The organism is Arthrobacter sp. B0316-1-20 (assembly GCF_059091865.1).
Window position 1 is genome coordinate 1 of record NZ_JBNHHC010000044.1, and the last position, 22,215, is coordinate 22,215.

Below are 22,215 nucleotides of genomic sequence, written 5' to 3' on the forward strand. Positions count from 1 at the left end.
TACTCGCCGGTGCTGAAGGTGACCTTCAAGGTTGAGGCAACCCGTGTTGAGCAGCGCACCGACTTCGACCGCCTGATCGTCGACGTCGAAACCAAGGCCTCCATTGCACCGCGCGACGCCGTCGCCTCTGCCGGAACCACCCTGGTTGAACTGTTCGGCCTGGCCCGCGAGTTGAACACCGCCGCCGAAGGCATCGAGATTGGCCCGAGCCCCACGGACGCCGCCCTGGCTGCCGACATGGCCCTGCCGATCGAGGACCTGGAACTGACCGTCCGTTCCTACAACTGCCTTAAGCGTGAGGGCATCCACACCGTGGGTGAACTCGTAGCCCGCTCCGAGGCCGACCTGATGGACATCCGCAACTTCGGTGCCAAGTCCATCGACGAGGTCAAGGCAAAGCTGGTGGAACTGGGTCTGTCGCTGAAGGATTCGCCCCCTGGGTTCGATCTGGCTGCCCGCGCCGCAGCCATCGACGAGGACGAAACCTTCGAGGACGAACTCTAAAACGCAAGAATTCTGCCGCCACGGCGCTCGGGAGCGCACAGCGGCACCATTGAGGAGAAAACATAATGCCTACCCCCGCTAAGGGTCCGCGCCTCGGAGGCGGTCCTGCCCACGAGCGCCTGATGCTCGCCAACCTGTCCGCCGCGCTCTTCGAGCACAAGCGGATCACCACCACGGTCACCAAGGCCAAGCGCCTGCGCCCGTTCGCCGAGCGCCTGATCACGTTCGCCAAGCGCGGCGACCTGGCCTCGCGCCGCCGCGTGCTGGCAGTGATCAGCAACAAGGGCATCGTGCACGAGCTGTTCACCGACATCGCGCCGGTGATGACCAACCGCGACGGCGGCTACACCCGCATCACCAAGATCGGCAACCGCAAGGGCGACAACGCCCCCATGGCCGTCATCGAACTGGTGATGGAGCCGGTGTCCCCGAAGCAGGCCGTCGTGAACGAGGCCGAGAAGGCCACGGCCAAGGCTGCCCCGGCTCCGGTCGAGGAAGAGACCGCTTCGGCCGAGTCCGCTGCATCGCCCGAGTCGGCGCAGTCCGGCGATTCCGCTGACTCTCCCGAGTCCGCAGAGTCCGCTCCGTCGGCCGAGTCCGCCGAGGAAGCTGCCGAAGAGAAGAAGTAGTTCTTCGCCTTCACTGCTTGAAGCCCGCCGTCCCCTTCCGGGGCGGCGGGCTTTTGCGTATCTCAAAGCCCCTCATGACGACGCCGGGGCTCGCCGCGGGGGAGCGGGGTCCGTTCCCGCGGGAGCTTGGTGCTGCCGGTTTGCCGCGACGGGGCCGCCACGTCGACACCAGCGCGAAGGCCAGCAGCAGCTCGGCAACGTCTCCGCCGTAATACATCAGTTCGCCGGCAAGCCTCAGCTCGGCGGCCGGCGCCGGGACCTGGACGAACAGCCCCGCGTAGAGCAACTGGGACAGGACCGCATGGCCGGCGATGGCCACGCCCAGCACCACCAGCCGCGCCGGCACGGAGGGCCTGAGCGGTGCCGGGTCGGGCCCGGCGATCACCCAGGCGAAGAGGCAGCCGGCGGCCAGGAAGTGCAGGTGGACGGCGTGGTGCAGCAGCGGGGTGTCCGCCGCGAGGCTGTAGAGCGGCGTGAAGTACAGCCCAGCCAGCCCGCCGAGGGTGAGGACCAGCGCAGTCGCGGGGTTGGCCACCAGATGGACCGGGCGTGAGCGCAGCATCCTTCCGATCACCCTGCCGCAACGGCGCGGCACCGACCTCAGCAGCAGGGTCACCGGCGCACCAAGCACCAGCCCGATCGGCGCATACATGCCAATCAGCAGGTGCTGGACCATGTGGGCCGGCAGCCCGCCGGGCGGCAGCGGCATCAGCTGCGGCGCGAGGCCCAGCGCCAACAACAGCGCGCCGGCGAGGAACGAAACGGTCCGCCGGCGGCCCCAGCCGCGGTCCTCACGGTTCCGCAGCCACGCCAACGCCAGGTAGGCGACGGCTGCCGCCGCCACGAGGGCCGGCGGCAGCACGCCGTCGAACACTGCCGGCTGATGGTTGTGGGCCGAGTGGGCGCCGATCATGCCGGTTCCCGCCCGGGGGTGCCAGCCCTCAGGTCTACCACCCGCCCGGACCGTTGCAGCAGCCAGCCGCCGATCACCAGCAGCGCCCCGAACATCAGGAAGAGAATGTCGGCCAGCATCTGGTACTCGCCGCCGATGACGTGGTGAATCGCGAGGAGGTGGTGGTCGATGATCCCCTCCACGAGATTGAAGAGTCCCCAGCCGAGCAGCATCCAGCCCCAGAGGGTCCGGGATGCCCACACCCGTCCGCGCGAGGTCGTCACCCGCGAGTACAACAGCCCCAGCCCGATCAGCATGGCCAGCCAGGTCACCGTATGGAACAGGCCGTCCCACAGCGTGTTCATCTGCAAGCCGTGGACGGTGTTCGCCGGGTACGAACCGACGTCGATGTTCGCGGTGTCCGCGCTCGTGAGCATGTGGTGCCACTGCAGGATCTGGTGCAACAGGATGCCGTCCACGAAGCCGCCGAGCCCCACCCCGAGGACGATCCCGGGCAGGGCGATCCGGCGGTTGTGATCCGTGGTGGTTGCCGTTCCGGGGCTGCCTGCCATCGCTCCTCCGAACCTCGCGGTCCCGCCCGTGAGTGCGGGCGCTGTCCCAGCAACATAGACCGAATGCCCGCCCCCGTCGACAGTCCGCCGACGTCTGGCAGGTCGCCCGCCTTCAACCGGGACGGGGCGCCGGCTGCATCCGGGACCCTCGGGGGCTCCCGGTAGCATGGAATCCATGCCTCCGACTGTTTCCCCCGTCCCCGGCCGGGACGGCGCTCCCTTGCGTGTCCGCCTGGATCTTGCGTACGACGGCGGCCCCTTCAGCGGGTGGGCCGTGCAGCCCGGCCGGCTGACCGTGCAGGGCGCGCTCGAGGAGGCGCTGGCAATCATGATCCGCCGGCCGGTCCGGCTGACGGTTGCCGGCCGCACCGACGCGGGGGTCCACGCCCGCGGGCAGGTGGTGCATTTCGACCTGGACCCGGGGGAGTGGCACGGCTTGGCCCGCGGCCGCGAGGTCGATCCCGCCGAAGCCCTGGTCCGGCGCCTGCGCGGCGTGCTGGCCAAGGTGCTCGGCGGCCGCGTCGGCGCCCCGGTACCCTATCGCGACCTTGCCGGGGCCATCGAGGTTAAGCGCGCCGCCGTCGCCCCCGACGGATTCGACGCCCGGTTCTCCGCCCTCTGGCGCCGCTACAGCTACCGGATCGCCGACCGGGCCGAGACGTGGGACCCGCTGTCTCGCAACACCACGCTGTGGCACAAGCACGCCGTCGACGTCGATCTCCTGAACCGCGCAGCCGCCAGGCTCCTGGGCATCGGCGACTTCCTGGCGTTCTGCAAGCCCAGGGAAGGCGCCACCACCATTCGGGAGTTGCAGAAGTTCGAATTCGCCCGAGGAGCCGACGGCGTGGTCACGGCCACGGTGCAAGCAGACGCGTTCTGCCACAACATGGTGCGTGCCCTGATCGGCGCATCGTTGTTGGTGGGCAGCGGCGAGCAGGCGCCGGAGTGGCTGCGCGACCGGATGCTGGCGAAGGTAAGGGACTCGAAGAGCAAGCTGGCTCCGCCGCACCCGTTGGTGCTGGAAGAGGTGCTCTATCCCGACGGCGGCGAACTGCTGCTCCGGGCAGAGCTGACCCGGGCAAAACGCGCCGATCCGGACGAGGGGTGAGGGTGGTTGCTTCCGGCGGTTCCCCCATAAGCCGCCGGAAGCCATAACCGGTGATTCCGGATCCCCCAGCAGGTCCCTTGGACCGTGGGCATAACTCTTGCACGGTGGCCGCCGTCAGCTCAATAGTTTCAGACGTCTGACTTCTTCAGCCGTTACCGCCGTGTCACGCGATCGGCGGGTGAAGCTAGGCGGCCTGCGGTGTCAGTTCGGCACGGAGTGGCCAGTCCTGGCCTTCCAGAATGACTTGGGCGCTGACGCCGGTGTGCACGTTGACCACGATCGGGGCCATCAGGTTCACGGTGGTCCCCGATTCGCCGGGGTTGGCCACCACCAGCACCATGGCGTCCTCGGAGGCATTGAGGTCCAGGGCGGCACGGTCGTCGTCGGAAATCACGGGGGTGTACTGGTTCAGGTAGGTCGCCGCGTCCAGGACGAAGAGGCGCTTGCCCGGTTCGGCCACGGGCTGCAGGGAGTACAGCCCGGCCGCTCCCGCGATCTCGTCGAGGGTGAAATCGACCAGCGGTGCCAGTCCCGGGGGAGGGGCCACGAAGGTCAGCGCGGCGCTCATCGCAGGAAGTCCATCAGGGTTGGCTGCAGCACCCGAGCCGTGACCTGCAGGGCGGCCTGATAGGCCACCTCTTGCATCTTCAGGTCCAGGATGACCTTTCCGATATCCGGATCCTCGATCCCGGAGCGGCGGGCTTCAAGCGAAACAGCTTCGTCCAAGTTCGTCTCCTGCGCTTTCAGGATCTGGGCGTGGCGGGTACCGACCTCGGCGCGTGCGTTGATCACGGTGTTCAGCCGGACGTCGATGTCGTTCAGGTGGCTGCTGATGTCGACTCCTGCCCGGAGCTTGGACGTCAAGGTGTCGATCAGGGCAAACACGGAGTTGCCGGCACTTCCGTCTGCCGGGTCGCTGCCGAAGATTTTCGCGCCATCAGCGTCCGCTCGAACTGTCAGGTCGGGGCCAATCCGACGATCAACCGTAGAGTCGGGGCCCGTGAAGGTGTATGTTGCCGAGCCGTCGGCGTAGGCGAAGACCGCTGCGCCATCCGAATTGCCCGCAAACACGCTGCGACCCAGGTACTTGGTGTTGGCGGCATCCAGCAGGCTTCCCTTGATGCTTTCCAGTTCGAGCGCGATGGCTTCGCGGCCGGTGGGGGACACCGATCCATTGGTTGCCTGGATGGTCAGATCCCGGGCCTTGTTTAGCAGCGAAGTGACATTTCCGAGGGCTGAATCCGATGTAGCCAACCAACCGTTGGCATCATCGATATTGCGCTTGTACTGCTCGTTTGCCCGCAGATCCGCACGGGTCCGCATGGAATCGGCGGTGCCCGTCGGGTTGTCCGAGGGGCGGGCAATCAGCGACTCTCCGGCGGCCAGCTCCTGCAGCTTGGCAATACGCGCCATATTGTCCTGCAGGTTGCGCTGGGCGAAGCTGCTCATCGTTTGGTTGGTGACTCTTGAAATCATGGCTACCTCCCGACCAATCCGGTGCGGTTGATCAACGTATCGAGCATTTCATCAATGGCCGTCATCACCCGGGCCGCGCCCTGGTAGGCGTGCTGGTATGTCAGCAGGTTGACGTTCTCTTCGTCCATATCCACCGACGCGTTGGACAACTGCAAGGTCTTGGCAGACTGGGACGCGATATCCGCGAGGTTGGACTGCTGGAGCTCCGTCTTCGCCGCTACGCCGATGGTCGTGACGATGTTCTCCCAAAATCGATCCGGAGATTCGGAGCCGATGCCGAGCTGGGCCATCTTGTCTGCATTTGAACCGTCGAGGCTGCCGCCCGAGGCCGCGGAACCGGTGGCCAACTGTGCGACGCCGGTGACTGATACGGAGATTCCCAGCGCGGCAGGCACGCCGTCACTCGATGGGGGAAAGCTGAAAAAATCGCTTCCGGCCGTACCGCCACGCGTTACGCCTGTGGTGTGGACGTCGTTCACAACGCGCGCCAGCTCGGTGGCGAAGTCGTTGTAGTCCTTGGCTGCGCTTCGCAGCGGGCCGCCATCGGTGCCGCTCAGCATGGACATCGCGCCTGCGATTTCGCCGCCGTCGAGAACCACCGGCATGCCGACCCGACTCGGACTCGCCCACTCAAGACGCACGCCCTTGGTGCCGGAGATGTCCGTATCCGAGTCCGCTGTAACGGCGATTCGCTGGGCACTGGAACCGGTGACAATCGCATTGCCGCCGATCAGCACATCCACCTGCCCGTCGCCGCCGTGGCGAACCGTGGCTCCGGTGAGGGCAGCCAGCCGTTCGGTCAGCAGGTTGCGGTGGTCCATTAGCTCGTTGGCGGACCCTCCGTTGGCGACGGCAAAACGAATCTTCTCGTTGAGGTTGGCTACCTGGGACGCAGCGCCGTTGACCTCCGCGGTCATTGTGTCCACATCGGAGCGCAGGCGGGAGAACTGCTCGCGAACCTCCTGGTAACCGCGCTTGATCATGTTGGCCAGGATGTTCGCCTCCTCCAGCACCACCGCGCCGGCAGCGCCGTCATCGGGCCGGTTCGACAGGGCCTGCCAGGAAGCCCAGAACTCCTGAAGCTGCGTCGAGATGCCGTATTGGCCCGGCTCGCGCAACGACGCCTCCAGGCCGGACATCGTATTGGCGCGCACGGCAGAATAGCCGGCGACACCGGCCGAGAACCGAACGCGCGTGTCCAGGTGCATGTCACCCAGACGCGCAATCGCGTCCACGGAAACGCCTTGGCCGATCTGCACTCCGCCGGTCAGCAGGCCGGTGCGGTCGAGGGCTCCGATGGACGAGGTGCTGACCCGCTGGCGGGTGTAGCCCTCGGTATTGGCGTTGGCGATGTTCTGGCCCACCACGTTCAAACCTTGGCGGGCGGCCACCAGACCGGTGTACGCGGTGTTCAGGCCGCTGAAGGTACTCACTGCGAAAACCTCAGATCGTTGTGTCGAACAGCTGGGAGCGGTTGCCCGAAAGCCCTGCCGTCCCCTGCGAGTCGTAGGTCCCGGCATCGGGATTGAAATTGGCCAGCGTTTCCTGGGTGGAGCGGGCCGCCGCACGCAGGAACTTCTCGTTCACGTCGCGCAGTTCGCGGATCTGCAGGGTCAGCTGGGTCAGCGCCTGCAGATGTCCCGTGAAGATCTCGCCCCAAGGACCCACCGGAGCCTGTTCGGTCAGCTCCCGCAGCGTGGCGCCTTCCGGCGTACCCCATTCCCGGGCCAGTGCGGCCACCTCCACCGTGCGGGCCAGGCCGGCGTCGCGCAGTCTCTCCAACACCTGTTCCACCTCCCGGGTGGCGTGCTGCAGCCACCGGGACTTGCCGGCGGTCAGGAGCAGCTGCTCCTCCTCGAGTTTGAAGACCAGCAGTTCAAGAAGTTCGCGTTCGTGCCACAGCATGGCGGACAGTTCATGGGCTCCCATGTCAGGCACCTCCCCTGGTTGATTCTGCGGACACAACCCCCGCGGGTCCGCGTCAAAAAGCCGCACTAGATGAACAAGAAGTAACGGCATGGCTACATTCCTATCTATCGGCAGCACCACCCCCTTGCGTTAGGAGCAATTGATGGTAGGTTTCACCAAGAGATGAATCGTTCTTCCAAGGCCGCACCCCTTGGTAGCTGGGATGGTTCGTCCACGTATTTCTGGGCACGGAGGGGGACATGTCAGTGAATCGTGCTGACCGCAATGCACTGGTGGTTGAGAACCTCCCGCTCGTCGGATATCTGGTCTCCGAAGTGTGCGCCAAAGCCACCCACCTTTCCCGCGACGACCTCGCCTCTGCCGGCTCGGTAGCGCTCATCACCGCCGCCGACGCCTTTAATCCGGATCTCGGCGTTCCCTTCGGCGCCTTTGCCCGCCGTCGCATTATCGGCGCCTTTGCCGACGAGATGCGGGCCATCGACTGGGCTCCCCGCTCCGTTCGCAAGCGGATCAAACAAACGCTGTCCGTCCGCGAAACCCTGACCGCCGAACTCGGCCGCTACCCGAGCGTCGACGAGCTTGCCGCCGCTCTCGGGGTGGACCGCGAGACCGCGGAGGCGGCCATAGACGATGCCTCCCGCACCGTCTCCGCCCTGGATGACACCACGGCCGAATTCCTGGTCTCCGAGACGGCGTCGCCCGAAGGCTCACTCCTCACCGAGGAGCGGCTGGCCTTCCTGAAGGCCGCCGTGCACCACCTTCCCGCGAAGATGCGCTACATCGTGGAGCAAATCTACTTCGAGGACCGCACCGTGAAGGAAATCGCCGAAGAGCTCGGCGCTACCCACTCGGCCGTCTCCCAGCAGCGCTCCGAGGCCATCCGCCTCCTCCGGGACGGCCTGCACACCCACTATTCCGACGACGACGGCGCCAGCCATGTGCCCGAGTCACGGATCGCTCCCTCCCGCCGGAAGGCATACCTGACTGCGCTGGCCGACCAGACCATCGGCGGGATTACACGCTTCGCCGCCACGCAGCCACGGGCCGCGGTTTCTTGACCTGTTCGCAGCAGCCGGCCCCGGCGGCCCGCACCGCGAAAAATTCTTTGCACTTCTCCTAACGGATCCTCGTAATCCTCCGATAGCTACAAGTGCCAGCCCATGGACGGGCCGGTGAATTTGTACCATCTCATGGAGGAGTTTCATCATGGCTTTCGCCATTAACACCAACGTTGCGGCCCTGAACTCGTACCGCAACCTGTCGAACACCCAGAACGACATTTCCAAGTCCCTGGAGAAGCTGTCCACCGGCCTGCGCATCAACCGCGCTGCCGATGACGCAGCCGGCCTGTCCATCTCCGAGGGCCTGCGCTCGCAGGTCAACGGCCTGAACGTTGCCGCCCGCAACGCCCAGGACGGTGTCTCGGTTATCCAGACCGCTGAAGGTGCGCTCACCGAGGTCCACTCCATCCTGCAGCGCATGCGCGATCTTGCCGTTCAGGGCGCGAACGACTCGAACAACGCCGACGCCCGCGGTGCGATCGCTAAAGAAGCAACGCAGTTGGGTGAGGAACTGGCTCGTGTTGCCTCTTCTGCCAACTTCAACGGAGCCAAGCTCTTGCAGGGCGGCACGATGACCTTCCAGATTGGCGCAGACGGCTCTGCCGACAACGCGTTGACCGTCAACCTCGGCAATGTTGCAACTGCGGTCACAGGTCTGGCGAAGGGCGACATCACTGATGCGGCCGGTGTAGCAACGACTATGGCCGGTGACGTCTTCAAGGTTGGCACCAACGTCGAGGCCCAGGACACGATCAAGGCGATCGATGCGGCTATCAAGAACGTCTCCGGTCAGCGTGCGGATCTCGGCGCCTCCCAGAACCGCTTCGAGACCGCGATCAAGTCGATCAATGTTTCTGCGGAAAACCTGTCGGCTTCGGAATCCCGTATCCGCGACACCGACATGGCTTCGGAAATGGCTAAGTTCACCAAGAACCAGATCATGTCCCAGGCCGGCACTGCGATGCTGGCTCAGGCCAACCAGATCAACCAGGGTGTGCTGCAGCTCCTCGGCTAAATCCGGGTAGCTAACGGCTGAATGCGGCCCGGCAGCGAGGCGAACGAATTGGACCTCACACTCTTCGCTGCCGGGCGTCAGCATTTCTTCTAGTAAACAGGCTTCTTTCAGGAGGAACTGGCGTGGCGTTTTCGATCGGCGGCATGGTCAGCGGTTTGGATACCGCCACCATGATTAATCAGCTCATGCAGCTGGAAGCGCGCCCGCAATCACTCCTGAAAAACAAGGTTTCCAGCACCCAGACGCTGGTCAGCGCTCTCCAAGGGCTGAACACGCGGATCGCCGATCTCGGAAAAACGGCGACCGAGACGTCCAAAGCCAATTCTTTGAACATCTACTCCGGCACCAGCAGTTCGGAGAAGATCTCTGTTGCAGCTGCCGAAGGAGCTTCGGCCGGTGGCATTGACTTGGAAGTCGTCCAATTGGCGAAGGCTCAGGTATCCGTCTCGGCTTTGTTGAGCGACTGGCCTGAGACGGCTACACGTCTCACCATTGCCCTCCAAGACGGCAAAGTGGAAGTTGATACTGCTGGGAAGACCCTTGACCAAATCGTTGGTGAGATCAACCAATCCGGGGTTGGAGTTACAGCGACAAAGGTGTCAGTCGGAACAGACCCAGCGAACCCCCAATATCGCCTGCAGTTCGCGGCAAAAGAAACGGGCGAAGCAGGTGGATTCTCCATCGCTTTCCAGGGAACCCCGGTTGTATTTGCGGAAGTCACACCTCCTGTGGATGCAAAGGTGTCCATCTGGGGTGGCCTGCAAACAATCTCCTCGTCCACTAATACGTTCACTGACCTCCTGCCGGGTGTAAGCGTCACCTTGGGGGCCGACGCGGTTTCCGGGGATAAGTCGACTATCACGATCACTCGCGACGATGAAGCCGTGACCGCAAAGGCCAAGGCGCTGGCCGACGGCTTGAAGGATCTGTTCGCCTTCATCTCCAAGAACTCATCCGTGAACGTCTCCACGTCCACCGGGTCAACGACGACCAAGGGCGGAATCTTCACAGGGGACAGCAGCGTCCGCGATATTCAGCAGCGCATGATGACCGCTGCCATCAGCCCCATCGACGGACGGTCGCCGTCGGAAATAGGCATCAGCATCACCAAGGACGGCTCGATTGAGTTTGATGCCGAGAAGTTCGGCAAGGCGATGACGCAAGACTCTGCGTGGGTCGAGAAGGTGGTCCAGACGATTGCCGGTCGCGTGGCTACGGCTGCAACGGATGCCTCGGACAAGTACGACGGCGCCATCACCAAGCGAATCCAAGGCCAGGAATCCCTGGTCCGCAGCATGAATGATCAAGTTGCCGAGTGGGATACCCGGCTGGCGATGCGCCGCTCTACACTCGAACGGACTTGGGCCCAACTTGAAGTAACGCTTAACGGCCTGCAGTCGCAGGGGGACTGGCTCAACTCGCAGCTGGCCACCCTGCCCTCATGGGGGAGCACGAAGAAATGACACTGACATACGGGCCGGGCTTCGGAGCCCAGGCCAAGCGCAACCAGTTCCAGCGTGACGCGATCATGTCCGCCACGCCCGCCCGGCTGCTGACCATGTTGTATGACCGGCTGCTCTTGGACCTGAACCGGGCGGAGGCCGCGCAGCAGAACCAGCACTGGTCGGTGGCGTCCGAGAATCTGATCCATGCGCAGGCCATCGTGTCCGAACTGATGTCCTCGCTGAAGACGGACGTGTGGGACGGGGGAGAGGGCCTGAAAGCGCTCTACACCTACACGCTGACCGCGATGATGAACGCGAACATTCACCGCGATGCGGCCCGGACCCGCGAATGCATCGAACTGCTGGAGCCGCTGCGCGAGGCCTGGCACGAGGCCGCAGGGCAGCTCCCGGCACAGCCTGCCCGTGGCGCCGGCCTCGGCGGCGAACTTGGCATCGCCTGACGTGCCGGAGGGCGAAGTTTCCGCGCTGGAGCGCTGGACGGCCGTGCTGGACGAACTCGAACTGGCTCTCGCCGAGGCGGCCGAGACCCGTGGCCAAGGTAGCGGACTCAACGAAACGGCCGAGACCGGTGGCCATGGCAGTGGACTCAAGGAAACGGCCGAGACCGGGGGCCATGCCGGCGGACTCACCGGAACTGCCGAGACCGGTGGCCATGGCAGCGCGCCCGCCGAAGTTGCTCTCCCCGGGGACAAGACCGATGAAGCGGCAGTGAGCAGCCCGCGCACCGCCGTCGCGCGGTGGAAGGCCCCGCAGGGGCTGGGGCCGATTCCGGACGAGCTGGTGGAGCGGGCGACAGAGCTCGCCGCCGCGCAGCAGGCAGTGATCCGGGAATTGCGCGCCGAGATGCGGCAAAACCGGCAGGAATCCGCGCTTCTGGATGCCGTTCCCACCCCTGGTACTTCTGGTCGTTCCGTCTACCTCGACGTAAACGGTTAACCAATCTCAAGATTCACCTAACGCACTCCCGTCTTCTGCCGATAACTGGATAGTGAGCACGGATCGCTCACAGAACAGGCCATGGATCGGCCGCCCACATGCCAGTAGTAAGACGGGTCTTTGCTGTGTTCGAATCTGTGACGGGGGCTGCCATGCAGAGCGCCCTGGACGGCCTCGCCATGCGCCAGCGCGCCATCGCCAACAACATCGCGAACGTGAACACCCCCGGCTACCATGCGCAGCGCGTCCAGTTCGAGGATGCACTCGCGAAATCGGTGGCCCACGGGAACGGCAGCGCCAGTGCCACGATGGAACGCTCGCTGGAGCCCACCCGGCTCGACGGCAGCAACGTCAACCTGGACACCGAGACGCTCTCCAACATTGAAACAGTGCTGCGCTACCAGTTTGCAGCCCGTGCCGCCGAGAGTCCTTTCAGCGGCGTCCGCACGGCGATGAGGACTAACTGATGACTTTCGACGCCATTGGAATCGCCGGGACCGGCCTGACCGTCCACCGCAAGTGGCTGGACGCCGTCTCCGACAACCTCGCCAACGCGAACAACGCCACCAGCACCGACGGCGCGGCCTTCCAGGCGCGCTACGTGATCGCCCAGGAAGGCCAGGGCGTCTCCGGTGTCTACGTGGCCGGGGCCGAATTCGGGGAGGCCGAGGGCCGCATGGTCCACGAGCCCGACCACCCGCTGGCGGACGAGGACGGCTACGTCCGCTACCCGGACATCGACCTGTCCCAGCAGATGGGCAACCTGATCCTGGCCCAGCGCGGCTACCAGGCCAACGCGGCCGTGGTGGACCGGGCGAAGACGACCTACGAGGCCGCCCTCCAGATTGGACGCAACTGATGCCGCTCTCTTCCATTCCGCCGATTCAGGGCGTGACCGGCACCGGTTACCTGCCGGCCGCCGAGGCTCCGCAGGCCACCAACGGCGTCGGCTTTGCCACCTCCCTGACCGGTGCCATCGACAACCTGCAGCAACTGCAGTCCACGTCCAATGAACTGGCCATCCAGGCCGTTACCGGCGACCTGAACGACATCCACAACGCGACCCTAGCCTCCACCCGCGCCGCCGTGACGCTGGAACTCGTGGCAGCCGTCCGGAACAAGGGCGTTGACGCCTTCAACGAGATCATGAGGATGCAGGCCTGATGCCCGGCAAGGTCTCCTCCTGGTTCTCCCGGCTGGGCAAAACCGTCAGCGAGTTCACCGTCGCCCAGCGCACCATCGCGATCATCGGCATCGCCGTCGTCGTGCTCGGCATTGCCGCCCTGACGACGTGGGCGTCCAAGCCCTCCTACACACCGCTGTTTTCCGGGCTGGCCGCGGCCGACGCGAACACCATCGTGGAGCAGCTGCGCACCGACGGGGTGCCGTACGAGTTGACCAACGGCGGCGGGACCATCCTGGTGCCGGAGGACAAGGTCTACGACCAGCGGCTCAAGGCCGCCGCGGCCGGCCTGCCGAGCTCGTCCACCGGCGGCTACTCGCTGCTGGACGACATGGGCGTGACGTCCTCCGAGTTCCAGCAGTCGGTCACCTACAAGCGGGCATTGGAAGGCGAGTTGGCCTCCACCATCGAGGCACTCGACGGCGTCAAGACCGCCTCCGTACGGCTGGCCATCCCAGAGGAGACGGTCTTCGTCTCCGAGAAGGGCGAGGCCACCGCCTCCGTGTTTGTGGACACCGAAAAGACCACCCTGTCCGCCGACCACGTCCAGGCCATCGTTCACCTGACCTCCGCCTCGATCGACGGCATGAAGCCGGAAAACGTCGCCGTCATCGACGCCGCCGGCACCGTGCTCTCCGCGGTGGGTGTGGGCGCCACCGGCTCCGCGGACAAGCAGGCCTCCGACTACGAGGAGCGCGTGCGCGCCTCGGTGCAGAGCATGCTGGACCGCGTGGTCGGGCCCGGCAATTCCTCCGTGGTGGTTGCCGCGGACATGAACTACGAGTCCGCCGAGCGTGTGGAAGAGACCTTCACGACGCCGGACGGCGCGCCGGCCCTGAACGAGTCCGCGCAGACCGAAGAGTACGAGGGGACCGGCGGGGGAGCGGCCGGCGTGCTGGGCCCGGACAACATCGCCGTACCGGGCAACACCGGCGGCGACGGGACCTTCACCTCCGAGTCGGAGACCAAGAACAACGCCCTGAACAAGGTGACCGAGACCCGCGCCATCCCGGCCGGGGCGATCAACCGCCAGACCGTGTCCGTGGCCCTGGACGCCGACGCCGCCGGGGCCCTGAACGTGGCCAACATCGAGGATCTGGTGACCACCGCCGCCGGCATCAACGCCGACCGCGGGGACGAGGTCACGGTCGAACTCGTGCCGTTCAACACCGCCGGCGCGCAGGAGGCCGCCGAGGCGCTCGCCGCCGCGCAGGCCGCCGAGGAAGCCGCGCGTCAGGCCGAACTGATCCGCACCGCCATCATCACCGCCGGCATCATCCTGCTGGTGATCATCGCCCTGCTGATTTACGCCCGCTGGTCCCGCCGGCAGAACCGCGAGCCGGTGGACCTGGGCGAGCTGCAGGATTTCCAGCCCGAAATCGAGGCCCCCCAGGACCTGCAGCTTCCCGCGAAGCCCATCATCGTGCCGGAGCCGCTCCCCGTGGTCACCGGCCCGAACACCACCGCGCTGGAGCTCGCCGGCCCGCCGGAGCTGTCCGACGAGCAGAAGGAAATGAACCGCAAGCGGGCGGAAATCGACGCCCTGGCCGCCCAGGAACCGGACAAGACCGCCGACTTCCTGCGCTCCCTGATGGATGACAAGCAGAACGCATGAGCGAGTTACTGACCACGTTGACCGGCACCCAGAAGGTGGCGGTGGTGCTGATGCAGATGGAACAGGCCCGGGCCGCCGAGGTCATGAAGCGCTTCAGCGAGGCCGAGGCGGAGCTGATCACGGCCGAGCTCGTGAGCATGGGCCGCGTGGATCCCGAGACCGCCGAGGAGGCGTTCAAGGAATTCCACGACATGACGGTCAAGGGCCGGCGCCGGCCCCGCGGCGGCAGGGAGTTTGCCGCCGGCCTGCTGGCCGCCTCCTTCGGTGCGGAGAAGGCCGCCGGCGTGCTCGACCGGCTGGCCACCTCCATGGCCGGGAAACCGTTCGAGTTCCTGGATGACGCCGACCCCACTCAGCTGATCACGCTGCTGAACGGCGAGATCCCGCAGACCATCGCGCTGGTGCTCGCGCATGTGCGCCCGGAGCTGGCATCCACCGTGATCGCCGGGCTGGAGGATTCGGTGCGGCCGGAGGTGGCACAGTGCATCGCCACCATGGGCACCGCCACCCCCGAAGCCGTGTCAATCGTGGCGGACACGCTCAAGGTGAGGGCCGGCGCCGTCGTGCCCCGCCAGCAGGTGGAGGTAGTGGGCGGCGTCGGGCCGCTGGTGGACATCATCAACCGCGCCGACGTCGCCACCGAACGCGCGCTCCTTGAGGCCCTGGAGGAACGTGATCCGGAGCTGGCGGAGGAAGTCCGCTCCCGGATGCTCACCTTCGAAGACATCACCAAGCTCGAACCGCGCGACGTGCAGCAGGTGCTGCGCGGCATCGAGATCGCGGTGCTCGCGGTGGCCATGAAGGGCGCCAGCGAACCGGTCACCGAGCTGATCCGCAAGAACGTCTCCGAGCGCAACCGCGACATCCTCGACGACGAGATCAAGGCCACCGGCCCGCTGCGCATGTCGCAGATCGAGGAGGCCCGCGCGGACATCGTCCGCTCGATCCGCGAGCTCGAGGCCAGCGGCATCATCACCGTCCAGCGCGGGGCGGAGGAGGACGAATATGTCTACTGACGCCGCGTTCTCCAGGGTGAGTTTCCCCGAGCTGAACACCGGGTCCGGGGCCTTCGCCAAGCTGCGCTACACCGAACTGCGCAGCGACGACTCGCAGGACAAGGCGCTCGAACAGGCCAGGGTCCGGGGCCACGCCGCCGGCTACACCGCCGGCATGCGCGAAGGCGCCGAGCTGATGCGCGAACGCCAGCTCGCGATGGAGCAGGACCACGCCGCCGCGATGGCGGACGCCCGCACCCGCCTGCAGCACGCAGTCGCAGCGCTCGGCGCGGCCACCCGTGCGCTGGAGGAGCGGACCGCGCCGGTACTTGCCGCCGCGCAGGACACCCTGGCCGCCGCGGCCATGGAACTGGCCGAAGCCATCCTGGGCCATGAATTGTCCGACGGCGCGGCCTCCGCCCGTTCGGCCCTCACCCGGGCCCTGGCCGGGGTGGACGCCTCGCGCGTGCACACCGTGCGGATGAATCCGACGGACCTGACCATGCTGGCGCCGGAGACGCGGCAGCAGGCCGGTGTGAGCTTCAGCCCCGATGCGTCGCTCGCGCCGGGGGACGCCGTCACCGAATTCGCCGACGGCTTCCTGGACGCGCGGATCGGCGCCGCGCTGGCCCGCGCCAAGGCTGCGCTGCTGGAGGCCCGGCAGTGACCGCCGTCGATTGGCGCCCCCGCGCCGACCGGTTCGCCGGCGCGCTGGCGGCGGCCCGGCCCCCGCGCTACGGGATGGTGTCCTCGGTGGTGGGCCTCGGCGTCGAAATCATTGGCCTGGATTGCGCCATCGGCGACCTCGTGCTCATCGGCGACGGCCAGGGCGTGGAGGCCGAGGTCGTGGCCACCGGCCGGGACAGCATCCGCTGCATGCCGCTGGGCCGGCTCACCGGGATCAATACCGGCACCCCGGCCAAGGCCAAGGGCGCCCCGGTGCTGGTGCCCACCGGCAACGGCCTGTTCGGCCGGGTGCTGGACGGGATGGGGCGGCCGGTCGACGGCAAGGGGCCGCTGGTCTTCGACTCGCTGGTCCCGCTGGACAACGACACCCCGTCCGCCATGCACCGCGCGCGGATCGAGACGCCGCTGCAGCTGGGCGTGCGCGTGCTGGACACGCTCACAACCGTGGGCAAGGGCCAGCGCATGGGCCTGTTCGCCGGCTCCGGCGTGGGCAAGTCCTCGCTGCTGTCCATGATCGCCCGCGGCACCGACGCCGAGGTTTCCGTGATCGCGTTGGTCGGGGAGCGCGGGCGTGAAGTCCGCGAGTTCCTCGAAGACGACCTCGGCGAGGCCGGTCTGGCCCGGTCCATCGTGGTGGTCTCCACCTCTGACGAACCGGCGCTGATGCGGCTGCGCGCCGCCTTCACCGCCACCCGGATTGCCGAATCGTTCCGCGACCGCGGGGCGGACGTGATGCTGATGATGGACTCGCTGACCCGCGTGGCCATGGCCCAGCGCGAGATCGGCCTCTCCGTCGGCGAGCCGCCGGCCACCCGCGGGTATCCGCCGTCGACCTTCTCCCTGCTGGCCCGGCTGCTGGAACGCGCCGGCACCGCCGAAACCGGTTCGGTGACGGGGATGTACACGGTGCTGGTGGACGGCGACGACCACAACGAACCGATCGCCGACTCGGCCCGCTCCATCTTGGACGGGCACGTGGTGCTGGACCGCAAGCTCGCCGTCTCCGGGCACTACCCGTCCGTGGACCCGCTCGGCTCGATCTCGCGCGTGGCGTCCAAGGTCAACAGCCCGGAGAACTCCCGCGCCGCGGGCGCCCTGCGCAAGGTGCTGGCGGCCCGCAAGGCCGCGCAGGACCTGCTGGACGTGGGCGCCTACCAGCCCGGTTCCAACCCGCTGGTGGACGCGGCCGTCCAGCATGAAGACGACATCAACCTGTTCCTGCAGCAGCGGATGGATGACCAGACGCCGGCCGCGCAGTCGTGGGAGCAGCTGCACCGCCTGGCCCGCACCCTTGGAGGTATGTAGAGATGGCACGATCCTTCCCCCTGGCCGGGCTGCTGCGGCTGCGCCAGCTTCAGCAGGACCAGGCTGCCGGCAACCTCGCGGCCGCGAATCACCGCGCCCGCGAGTCCGGCGCGCGGGTGGTGGCTGCCCGCGACGAGTTGGGCGAGATCATCAGCGAAGTCTCCGATGCGGCCACGCTGCACGCGGTGGCCGCCGCCCGCTCCGCCTCGCGCAGCATGCTGGCGGACCTGGAAAACCTGGACCGGGCCCGGCGGAACGAGGCGCAGCAGGCCCAGCAGGAGTTCCTTGCCGTGCGCAAGCAGTCCGTGGGCCTGGAGAAGCTCGAGACCCGGCACCTCGCGGCCGAGGCGTTCGAAGAGCTGCGGCGCGAGCAGCTGGTGCTTGACGAGCTGTCCACCGGCGCCCGGGGCGGCGACGGACGATGAGCATGACCGATACCCTCGGGCGGATCCAGCAGATCCAGTCCACGCTGACCCAGCTCGCCCAGCCTGCCCCCGCCTTGGAAGCCGCGGCCAGGGCCACCGCGGCCGGCAGCACCGGCGGCGCAACGGCAAGCGCGTTCGCCGACGCGCTGACGGCAGCAGCCCAGGCCCCCGCCGGCGCTTCCGGGACCGGCGCCGCGACCGGAACCGGCGCCGCGACCGGGACCGCCGCCGAGCTGATCAAGGCCACGGAGAAGTACGTGGGACTGCCCTATGTCTGGGGCGGCAACGACGCGTCCGTCGGCCTCGACTGCTCGTCCTTCGTGCAGCACGCCTTCCGCGACATCGGCATTGACCTGCCGCGCGTCACCTGGGACCAGATGAAGGAAGGCACGCCGGTGGCTTCCATGGCAGATGCCAAGCCCGGCGACCTGCTCTTCAGTTTCGACGGCGGCCACGTCTCCATCTACCTGGGCAACGGCAAGGCCATCGACGCCCCGCAGCCCGGCGACACGATTAAGGTCCGGGACGCCTGGGAGAACGACTCCAACCTCACCACCATCCGCCGCATCCTGCCGGAGGAGTCCTCCGCCCAGGCCGCGGGCGCCGGTTCCGGCGTGGCTGCCGGCGCCGCCGGGTTGACCGCGGACCAGCAGACCGCGCTGACCGACCTGATCGCCGCCGCCCAGCTGTCCACGTCCACCGGGCTGACCTCGATGCTCACCGGGCAGAACGGCACGGCCGGCGCGATCACCGCCATGCTCTCCAACCAGACCGCAAACACCGGACTGGCCTCGACGCTCAACGGCAGCCAGGACTCCGGCGGCGCCGGACAGCTGACCGACCTGCTGGCCGCCGCGCAGGCGGCCATGGCGAGGGGACGAACCGCATGAGCCTGCCAGTGAACTCCCTGCCCGTCGCCCCTGCGTCCTCCGCCCGTTCCGGCGGGCCGGCTGCCGCGCGCTCCTCTTCTCCCGGCTTCGACGCCGCCATGCAGGATGCGCTGAGGCACGGTTCCGCTGCTTCCACCAAGCGTTCCCAGCACGACGGCGGTGCCGCCGACGGGGGCCCCGGGGCTGCCGCGGCTACCGCCGGGTCAACCGGGGCGGCCGGAAATGCCCGGGGTGAAACCGGTCGCGGTGCAGCTTCGCAACCAGGCGCCGGCACGGCCGAGTCCGCCACCGGTCCGGCTACTGCTCCTTCCCGCGACGCTGCAGCCACTGATCCGGCGGCCGCAGTCGCCGGTGACGGCGGCGGCTCGGCACCTTGGCCGCTCCTGGTCGGGCAAGGCCTCACCGCCGGCGATCCGACCAGCGCGGGTACGCCGATCGGCGAAGTGGGTGCCGACGCGGCTCAGTCCCCGGTGACGGCCGATGCTGCCGCCGGCGGCGAGCGGGCCGCCGGTGAGGGCGCTTCCGATGGCCGCGGTGGCTTCGGGATGTCGGGTGCAACCGGTGCATTTATCGGTACCGGCGGCTGGCCCGCCTCTGTCCACGGCGCCGCAAGCGGCGCCGGAGCATCCGTTGTCGCCAGCCCGGTTGTCCCGGCTGCTTCCAACGCCGCAGCAGCCGCAACCCAGGCTGGTGCCCCGTCCGCCGCTGGCCATGTTGACGGCGGGAGCGTCGCCGGGCAAGGCGCAGGAAGTCCGGCTGCCACCTTGGCACGTGCTGCCGCAACAGAAACCGGTGCACCCGGGCCAGCCGCTGGAGAAGCGACAGCCGCCGCGACAACCCCCGCGGCCGGAACCGGCGTGGTGCCGGTGGCCGGGACAGGCGACGCAGCCCGGAGCCAGCCCGCCGACCCTGTCGCGCGACCGGCTCCCACCCAGCCCGCAGCCCAGGCGACCCATCGCACGCAGCCGACCACCGGCGTCGTGCTTCCCGGACAACCTGCCCCGGGCACTCCGGCCGCAGGTCGGGCCGCGACTGGTGTGGCCGCAACGGCAGCGACCGCCACAGCCGCCGCCGCAGCGGGGCGCGGCGAGAGCGAACAGCTGCAGCCGGGCTTCCAGGTGCCGGTCGCCGGACAGCCGGTCCCGGTGTCCCAGCCAATGGCAGCCGCACCCGCCCCGGCCGCCGCTCCCGTCCCGCCGAACCAGCAGCTGCCGTTCACCGCGCAGGTGGCCCGCCCGCTCTTTACGCTCGCGCAGGCCAAGCCCGGCGAGCACGTGATGACCATCAGCGTCACCCCTGACAACCTGGGCCCGGTCACCGTCCGAGCCCACGTGACGGGCGAGGGCGTCCGCGTGGAGCTCTTCGCGCCCAACGACGCTGGCCGCGACGCCTTGCGCGCCGTCATGGCCGACCTGAAACGCGATCTTGCCGCCACCGGCCTGAACGCCAACCTGGACCTGTCCAACCAGAACCGCCCGAACGATGCGCGCCCCGGCATGCAGTTCGGCCCCGACGGCCGGCCCTCCGGCGGCCCGCAGGGACAGGAAGGCCGCCCCGGCGCGGCCACCCGAACCGCCGCAGACACGGCCCCGGACACGACCGACCCATCCGCCCTGAGACGTCCCTACGGGATATCGACCAGCCTCGACGTGCTGGCCTGAGACAAGGAGAACCATGCCCACCGACTCAGTCGCGCCCGTTGGCACAGTCGCCCCGACGTATACCGCCCCGCCCGTGCGCGCACCGAAGCAGTCCATGGACGGCGAGATGTTCATGCACCTGCTGGTCACCCAGCTGCAGAACCAGGACCCCAGCTCGCCGATGGACACCAACCAGATGATCTCCCAGTCCACGCAGCTGGCCATGATGGAAAGCATCGCGACCATGACCACCACCAGCGAGGAGAACTTCTCCCTGCAGATGCGTGGCGTAGCCGCGGCGCTGGTGGGCCGCGAGGTCAGCTACTACGGCGCGGACGGCTCCCTGGTCACCGGCACCGCCACCTCGGTCTCCTATGCCGGGCCGGTCCCGCAGGTGATCGTGGACGGCCGGGAAATCCCGCTGGATCTGGTCGCCGGGATCACCGCCGCCGGCGCGCCGGGGGAGTCTGGTACTGGCGAAGCCACTAACGACGCCGGTGCCTCCGGCTCGGGTGCCAGCGGCACCGATGCGCCGGGCGCCAACGGCGCGGCCAGCGACGCCGGTACCACCGGGGGTGCCGCCGCCTGAGATGCTGCCCCCTAAGCCGGCTTGTGCCGCCAACAAATTCTCCCAATCACTGAATTACCCGTCCGTTCCACGATCCGAAAGGCGCTGATCATGCTCCGCTCCCTCTACTCCGGAATCTCCGGACTCCGCTCCCACCAGACCATGCTTGATGTCACCGGCAACAACATCGCCAACGTCAACACCACCGGCTTCAAGGCCTCCTCGGTGCAGTTCCAGGACACCCTGTCCCAGATGACGCAGGGCGCAGGCGGCCCGCAGGCCCAGGCCGGCGGCACCAACCCCGCACAGGTGGGCCTCGGCGTGCAGGTGGCCGGCATCTCCACCAACTTCACCCAGGGCTCCTCGCAGGCCACGGGCAAGGCCACCGACATGATGATCTCCGGCGACGGATTCTTCGTCACCACCAAGGGCGGCGAGCAGCTTTACACTCGCGCCGGCGCCTTCGAACTCGATTCCATGGGGCGTCTTGTCTCCCCGGACGGGGCAATCCTGCAGGGCTGGATGGCAGATGCAGACGGCAACATGCCCGTTGGCGGACCCATTGGCGCGATCGATCTTTCCCCCGACGCCATCTCCAAGGCCCGTGCCACTTCTGAGGCAGTGCTCGCAGGGAACCTTCCGTCTGACGCGAAGGAAGCAGATGCCCTTGTCCGCGATGTTGAGGTCTTTAAGGCGGACGGCACCAAGGCCAGCCTCTCCCTGACGTTCACTCGCACAGCAGACGGCTGGGATGTCTCCAAGACCGGCAGCGGGACTGTTGGTGCATCGCTCGCGCTCAACGGAAACGGCGTCCTGACGCCAAGCGGCCCCATGGCGGTTGACGGCATCAACGTTAATCTGACGAGTCTCAGCGGTTACGCCGGCATGACTACCGTTGGATTCGACAGTCAGAACGGTCGTGCGGCCGGAACCCTTGAATCCTTCACCATGAGCCCGGATGGCACACTCATGGGATCCTTTAGTAACGGTGACCAGGCTGTCGTCGGCCGGGTTGCACTGGCCAACTTCACCAACCCGGGAGGCCTCGAAAAGGCGGGTTCGTCGTCGTACCGTGCAACTGCCAACTCCGGCCAGGTGGAACTCGGTACTGCAGGCACCGGCGGCCTCGGCACGCTGGCAGGCGGCTCGCTGGAAATGTCCAATGTGGACCTGTCTCAGGAATTCACTAACCTGATCGTCGCGCAGCGCGGCTTCCAGGCCAACGCCCGCATCATCACCACCTCCGATGAGGTGCTGCAGGAACTGACCAACCTGAAGCGCTAAGCCAAAGGCTCAATAACGACCACCCCTGTGCAGGT

The 22,215-nt window shown here is 67.3% G+C and carries 26 protein-coding genes; 20 read left to right on the plus strand and 6 right to left on the minus strand.

The window, feature by feature from the left end:
- Positions 1 to 504: DNA-directed RNA polymerase subunit alpha C-terminal domain-containing protein (locus AC5RW2_RS34560; RefSeq protein ID WP_494075026.1), on the plus strand; the 504-nt coding region annotated here is incomplete at its 5' end.
- A gap of 65 nt (positions 505 to 569) precedes the next feature.
- Positions 570 to 1,133 carry a 50S ribosomal protein L17 gene (rplQ, locus tag AC5RW2_RS34565; RefSeq protein WP_494075027.1) on the plus strand — a complete coding sequence of 188 codons (564 nt, stop codon included), beginning with the start codon at positions 570 to 572 and terminating at the stop codon, positions 1,131 to 1,133.
- 10 nt (positions 1,134 to 1,143) lie between these two features.
- Here the strand turns inward: rplQ and AC5RW2_RS34570 are convergent, their stop codons facing one another.
- Both AC5RW2_RS34570 and AC5RW2_RS34575 read right to left on the minus strand, forming a co-directional pair.
- The gene (locus AC5RW2_RS34570) at positions 1,144 to 2,046 is read right to left on the minus strand and encodes a cytochrome c oxidase assembly protein (RefSeq protein WP_494075028.1); all 903 of its coding nucleotides are present in this window, start codon (positions 2,044 to 2,046) and stop codon (positions 1,144 to 1,146) included.
- On the minus strand, positions 2,043 to 2,597 hold the full coding sequence (locus AC5RW2_RS34575) for a DUF2243 domain-containing protein (RefSeq protein ID WP_494075029.1): 555 nt from the start codon (positions 2,595 to 2,597) through the stop codon (positions 2,043 to 2,045). The genes AC5RW2_RS34570 and AC5RW2_RS34575 overlap by 4 nt, the downstream gene beginning before the upstream one ends.
- Before the next feature lie 175 nt (positions 2,598 to 2,772).
- Between AC5RW2_RS34575 and AC5RW2_RS34580 the strand changes: the two genes are divergently transcribed.
- Entirely contained in the window at positions 2,773 to 3,705 is a 933-nt protein-coding gene (locus AC5RW2_RS34580; protein WP_494075030.1) for a tRNA pseudouridine synthase A, read from the plus strand.
- Positions 3,706 to 3,889: 184 nt separating this feature from the next.
- On the opposite strand, the gene AC5RW2_RS34585 is transcribed toward AC5RW2_RS34580, so the two are convergent.
- From AC5RW2_RS34585 to AC5RW2_RS34600, 4 genes are read right to left on the minus strand one after another with little or no spacing between them, the layout of a single operon-like run.
- On the minus strand, positions 3,890 to 4,273 hold the full coding sequence (locus tag AC5RW2_RS34585) for a flagellar assembly protein FliW (RefSeq protein WP_494000466.1): 384 nt from the start codon (positions 4,271 to 4,273) through the stop codon (positions 3,890 to 3,892).
- Entirely contained in the window at positions 4,270 to 5,181 is a 912-nt protein-coding gene (gene flgL / locus AC5RW2_RS34590) for a flagellar hook-associated protein FlgL (RefSeq protein ID WP_494075031.1), read from the minus strand. Before flgL ends, AC5RW2_RS34585 begins: the two co-directional genes overlap by 4 nt.
- 2 nt (positions 5,182 to 5,183) lie before the next feature.
- The gene (gene flgK / locus AC5RW2_RS34595; protein ID WP_494075032.1) at positions 5,184 to 6,614 is read right to left on the minus strand and encodes a flagellar hook-associated protein FlgK; all 1,431 of its coding nucleotides are present in this window, start codon (positions 6,612 to 6,614) and stop codon (positions 5,184 to 5,186) included.
- Positions 6,615 to 6,624: 10 nt separating this feature from the next.
- A complete protein-coding gene (locus AC5RW2_RS34600) occupies positions 6,625 to 7,110 on the minus strand; it encodes a flagellar protein FlgN (RefSeq protein WP_494000463.1) in 486 nt (161 codons plus the stop codon).
- A gap of 245 nt (positions 7,111 to 7,355) precedes the next feature.
- Between AC5RW2_RS34600 and AC5RW2_RS34605 the strand changes: the two genes are divergently transcribed.
- The 17 genes from AC5RW2_RS34605 (at position 7,356) to AC5RW2_RS34685 (ending at position 22,180) form a co-directional block, all read left to right on the plus strand.
- Positions 7,356 to 8,168 carry a sigma-70 family RNA polymerase sigma factor gene (locus AC5RW2_RS34605; protein WP_494023282.1) on the plus strand — a complete coding sequence of 271 codons (813 nt, stop codon included), beginning with the start codon at positions 7,356 to 7,358 and terminating at the stop codon, positions 8,166 to 8,168.
- 148 nt (positions 8,169 to 8,316) lie between these two features.
- Complete coding sequence (locus AC5RW2_RS34610; RefSeq protein WP_494012705.1) at positions 8,317 to 9,186, plus strand: flagellin N-terminal helical domain-containing protein; 870 nt, start codon at positions 8,317 to 8,319, stop codon at positions 9,184 to 9,186.
- A 122-nt stretch (positions 9,187 to 9,308) separates the two neighbouring features.
- Positions 9,309 to 10,649, plus strand: a complete 1,341-nt coding sequence (gene fliD / locus AC5RW2_RS34615; protein WP_494012704.1) for a flagellar filament capping protein FliD — start codon at positions 9,309 to 9,311, stop codon at positions 10,647 to 10,649.
- Positions 10,646 to 11,092, plus strand: a complete 447-nt coding sequence (gene fliS, locus AC5RW2_RS34620) for a flagellar export chaperone FliS (protein WP_494012703.1) — start codon at positions 10,646 to 10,648, stop codon at positions 11,090 to 11,092. The genes fliD and fliS overlap by 4 nt, the downstream gene beginning before the upstream one ends.
- Positions 11,079 to 11,588: a hypothetical protein gene (locus tag AC5RW2_RS34625; protein WP_494075033.1), complete on the plus strand. Its 510-nt coding sequence runs from the start codon at positions 11,079 to 11,081 to the stop codon at positions 11,586 to 11,588. Before fliS ends, AC5RW2_RS34625 begins: the two co-directional genes overlap by 14 nt.
- Before the next feature lie 125 nt (positions 11,589 to 11,713).
- Positions 11,714 to 12,055 carry a flagellar basal body rod protein FlgB gene (locus tag AC5RW2_RS34630; RefSeq protein ID WP_494000458.1) on the plus strand — a complete coding sequence of 114 codons (342 nt, stop codon included), beginning with the start codon at positions 11,714 to 11,716 and terminating at the stop codon, positions 12,053 to 12,055.
- The gene (locus tag AC5RW2_RS34635; RefSeq protein ID WP_493979188.1) at positions 12,055 to 12,447 is read left to right on the plus strand and encodes a flagellar basal body rod protein FlgC; all 393 of its coding nucleotides are present in this window, start codon (positions 12,055 to 12,057) and stop codon (positions 12,445 to 12,447) included. The genes AC5RW2_RS34630 and AC5RW2_RS34635 overlap by 1 nt, the downstream gene beginning before the upstream one ends.
- Positions 12,447 to 12,752, plus strand: coding sequence for a flagellar hook-basal body complex protein FliE (fliE, locus tag AC5RW2_RS34640; RefSeq protein WP_494000457.1), 306 nt, complete (start codon positions 12,447 to 12,449; stop codon positions 12,750 to 12,752). Before AC5RW2_RS34635 ends, fliE begins: the two co-directional genes overlap by 1 nt.
- Entirely contained in the window at positions 12,752 to 14,386 is a 1,635-nt protein-coding gene (gene fliF / locus AC5RW2_RS34645; RefSeq protein ID WP_494075034.1) for a flagellar basal-body MS-ring/collar protein FliF, read from the plus strand. The genes fliE and fliF overlap by 1 nt, the downstream gene beginning before the upstream one ends.
- Positions 14,383 to 15,402 carry a flagellar motor switch protein FliG gene (fliG, locus tag AC5RW2_RS34650; protein ID WP_494012700.1) on the plus strand — a complete coding sequence of 340 codons (1,020 nt, stop codon included), beginning with the start codon at positions 14,383 to 14,385 and terminating at the stop codon, positions 15,400 to 15,402. Before fliF ends, fliG begins: the two co-directional genes overlap by 4 nt.
- A complete protein-coding gene (locus AC5RW2_RS34655; RefSeq protein ID WP_494075035.1) occupies positions 15,392 to 16,048 on the plus strand; it encodes a FliH/SctL family protein in 657 nt (218 codons plus the stop codon). Before fliG ends, AC5RW2_RS34655 begins: the two co-directional genes overlap by 11 nt.
- Positions 16,045 to 17,373 (plus strand): FliI/YscN family ATPase, encoded by a 1,329-nt coding sequence (locus tag AC5RW2_RS34660; RefSeq protein ID WP_494075036.1) that lies wholly within the window; start codon positions 16,045 to 16,047, stop codon positions 17,371 to 17,373. Before AC5RW2_RS34655 ends, AC5RW2_RS34660 begins: the two co-directional genes overlap by 4 nt.
- Before the next feature lie 2 nt (positions 17,374 to 17,375).
- Positions 17,376 to 17,798: a flagellar FliJ family protein gene (locus AC5RW2_RS34665; protein ID WP_494075037.1), complete on the plus strand. Its 423-nt coding sequence runs from the start codon at positions 17,376 to 17,378 to the stop codon at positions 17,796 to 17,798.
- Positions 17,799 to 17,800: 2 nt separating this feature from the next.
- Positions 17,801 to 18,688, plus strand: a complete 888-nt coding sequence (locus AC5RW2_RS34670; protein WP_494075038.1) for a C40 family peptidase — start codon at positions 17,801 to 17,803, stop codon at positions 18,686 to 18,688.
- Complete coding sequence (locus AC5RW2_RS34675; protein WP_494075039.1) at positions 18,685 to 20,349, plus strand: flagellar hook-length control protein FliK; 1,665 nt, start codon at positions 18,685 to 18,687, stop codon at positions 20,347 to 20,349. The genes AC5RW2_RS34670 and AC5RW2_RS34675 overlap by 4 nt, the downstream gene beginning before the upstream one ends.
- Positions 20,350 to 20,362: 13 nt before the next feature.
- On the plus strand, positions 20,363 to 20,917 hold the full coding sequence (locus tag AC5RW2_RS34680) for a flagellar hook assembly protein FlgD (protein ID WP_494075040.1): 555 nt from the start codon (positions 20,363 to 20,365) through the stop codon (positions 20,915 to 20,917).
- Positions 20,918 to 21,007: 90 nt separating this feature from the next.
- Positions 21,008 to 22,180: a flagellar hook protein FlgE gene (locus AC5RW2_RS34685; RefSeq protein ID WP_494075041.1), complete on the plus strand. Its 1,173-nt coding sequence runs from the start codon at positions 21,008 to 21,010 to the stop codon at positions 22,178 to 22,180.
- Positions 22,181 to 22,215 lie beyond the last annotated feature (35 nt).

Excerpts from the sequence above, each read along its gene's own strand:
- AC5RW2_RS34600 (WP_494000463.1), bottom strand. The coding sequence starts at position 7,110 with ATGGGAGCCCATGAACTGTCCGCCATGCTGTGGCACGAACGCGAACTT.
- fliS (WP_494012703.1), top strand. The coding sequence starts at position 10,646 with ATGACACTGACATACGGGCCGGGCTTCGGAGCCCAGGCCAAGCGCAAC.
- AC5RW2_RS34635 (WP_493979188.1), top strand. The coding sequence starts at position 12,055 with ATGACTTTCGACGCCATTGGAATCGCCGGGACCGGCCTGACCGTCCAC.
- AC5RW2_RS34570 (WP_494075028.1), bottom strand. The coding sequence starts at position 2,046 with ATGATCGGCGCCCACTCGGCCCACAACCATCAGCCGGCAGTGTTCGAC.
- fliF (WP_494075034.1), top strand. The coding sequence starts at position 12,752 with ATGCCCGGCAAGGTCTCCTCCTGGTTCTCCCGGCTGGGCAAAACCGTC.
- AC5RW2_RS34670 (WP_494075038.1), top strand. The coding sequence starts at position 17,801 with ATGACCGATACCCTCGGGCGGATCCAGCAGATCCAGTCCACGCTGACC.
- rplQ (WP_494075027.1), top strand. The coding sequence starts at position 570 with ATGCCTACCCCCGCTAAGGGTCCGCGCCTCGGAGGCGGTCCTGCCCAC.
- AC5RW2_RS34675 (WP_494075039.1), top strand. The coding sequence starts at position 18,685 with ATGAGCCTGCCAGTGAACTCCCTGCCCGTCGCCCCTGCGTCCTCCGCC.
- AC5RW2_RS34585 (WP_494000466.1), bottom strand. The coding sequence starts at position 4,273 with ATGAGCGCCGCGCTGACCTTCGTGGCCCCTCCCCCGGGACTGGCACCG.
- AC5RW2_RS34610 (WP_494012705.1), top strand. The coding sequence starts at position 8,317 with ATGGCTTTCGCCATTAACACCAACGTTGCGGCCCTGAACTCGTACCGC.
- AC5RW2_RS34575 (WP_494075029.1), bottom strand. The coding sequence starts at position 2,597 with ATGGCAGGCAGCCCCGGAACGGCAACCACCACGGATCACAACCGCCGG.
- AC5RW2_RS34580 (WP_494075030.1), top strand. The coding sequence starts at position 2,773 with ATGCCTCCGACTGTTTCCCCCGTCCCCGGCCGGGACGGCGCTCCCTTG.
- AC5RW2_RS34665 (WP_494075037.1), top strand. The coding sequence starts at position 17,376 with ATGGCACGATCCTTCCCCCTGGCCGGGCTGCTGCGGCTGCGCCAGCTT.
- AC5RW2_RS34655 (WP_494075035.1), top strand. The coding sequence starts at position 15,392 with ATGTCTACTGACGCCGCGTTCTCCAGGGTGAGTTTCCCCGAGCTGAAC.
- AC5RW2_RS34685 (WP_494075041.1), top strand. The coding sequence starts at position 21,008 with ATGCTCCGCTCCCTCTACTCCGGAATCTCCGGACTCCGCTCCCACCAG.
- fliG (WP_494012700.1), top strand. The coding sequence starts at position 14,383 with ATGAGCGAGTTACTGACCACGTTGACCGGCACCCAGAAGGTGGCGGTG.
- fliE (WP_494000457.1), top strand. The coding sequence starts at position 12,447 with ATGCCGCTCTCTTCCATTCCGCCGATTCAGGGCGTGACCGGCACCGGT.
- AC5RW2_RS34680 (WP_494075040.1), top strand. The coding sequence starts at position 20,363 with ATGCCCACCGACTCAGTCGCGCCCGTTGGCACAGTCGCCCCGACGTAT.
- flgL (WP_494075031.1), bottom strand. The coding sequence starts at position 5,181 with ATGATTTCAAGAGTCACCAACCAAACGATGAGCAGCTTCGCCCAGCGC.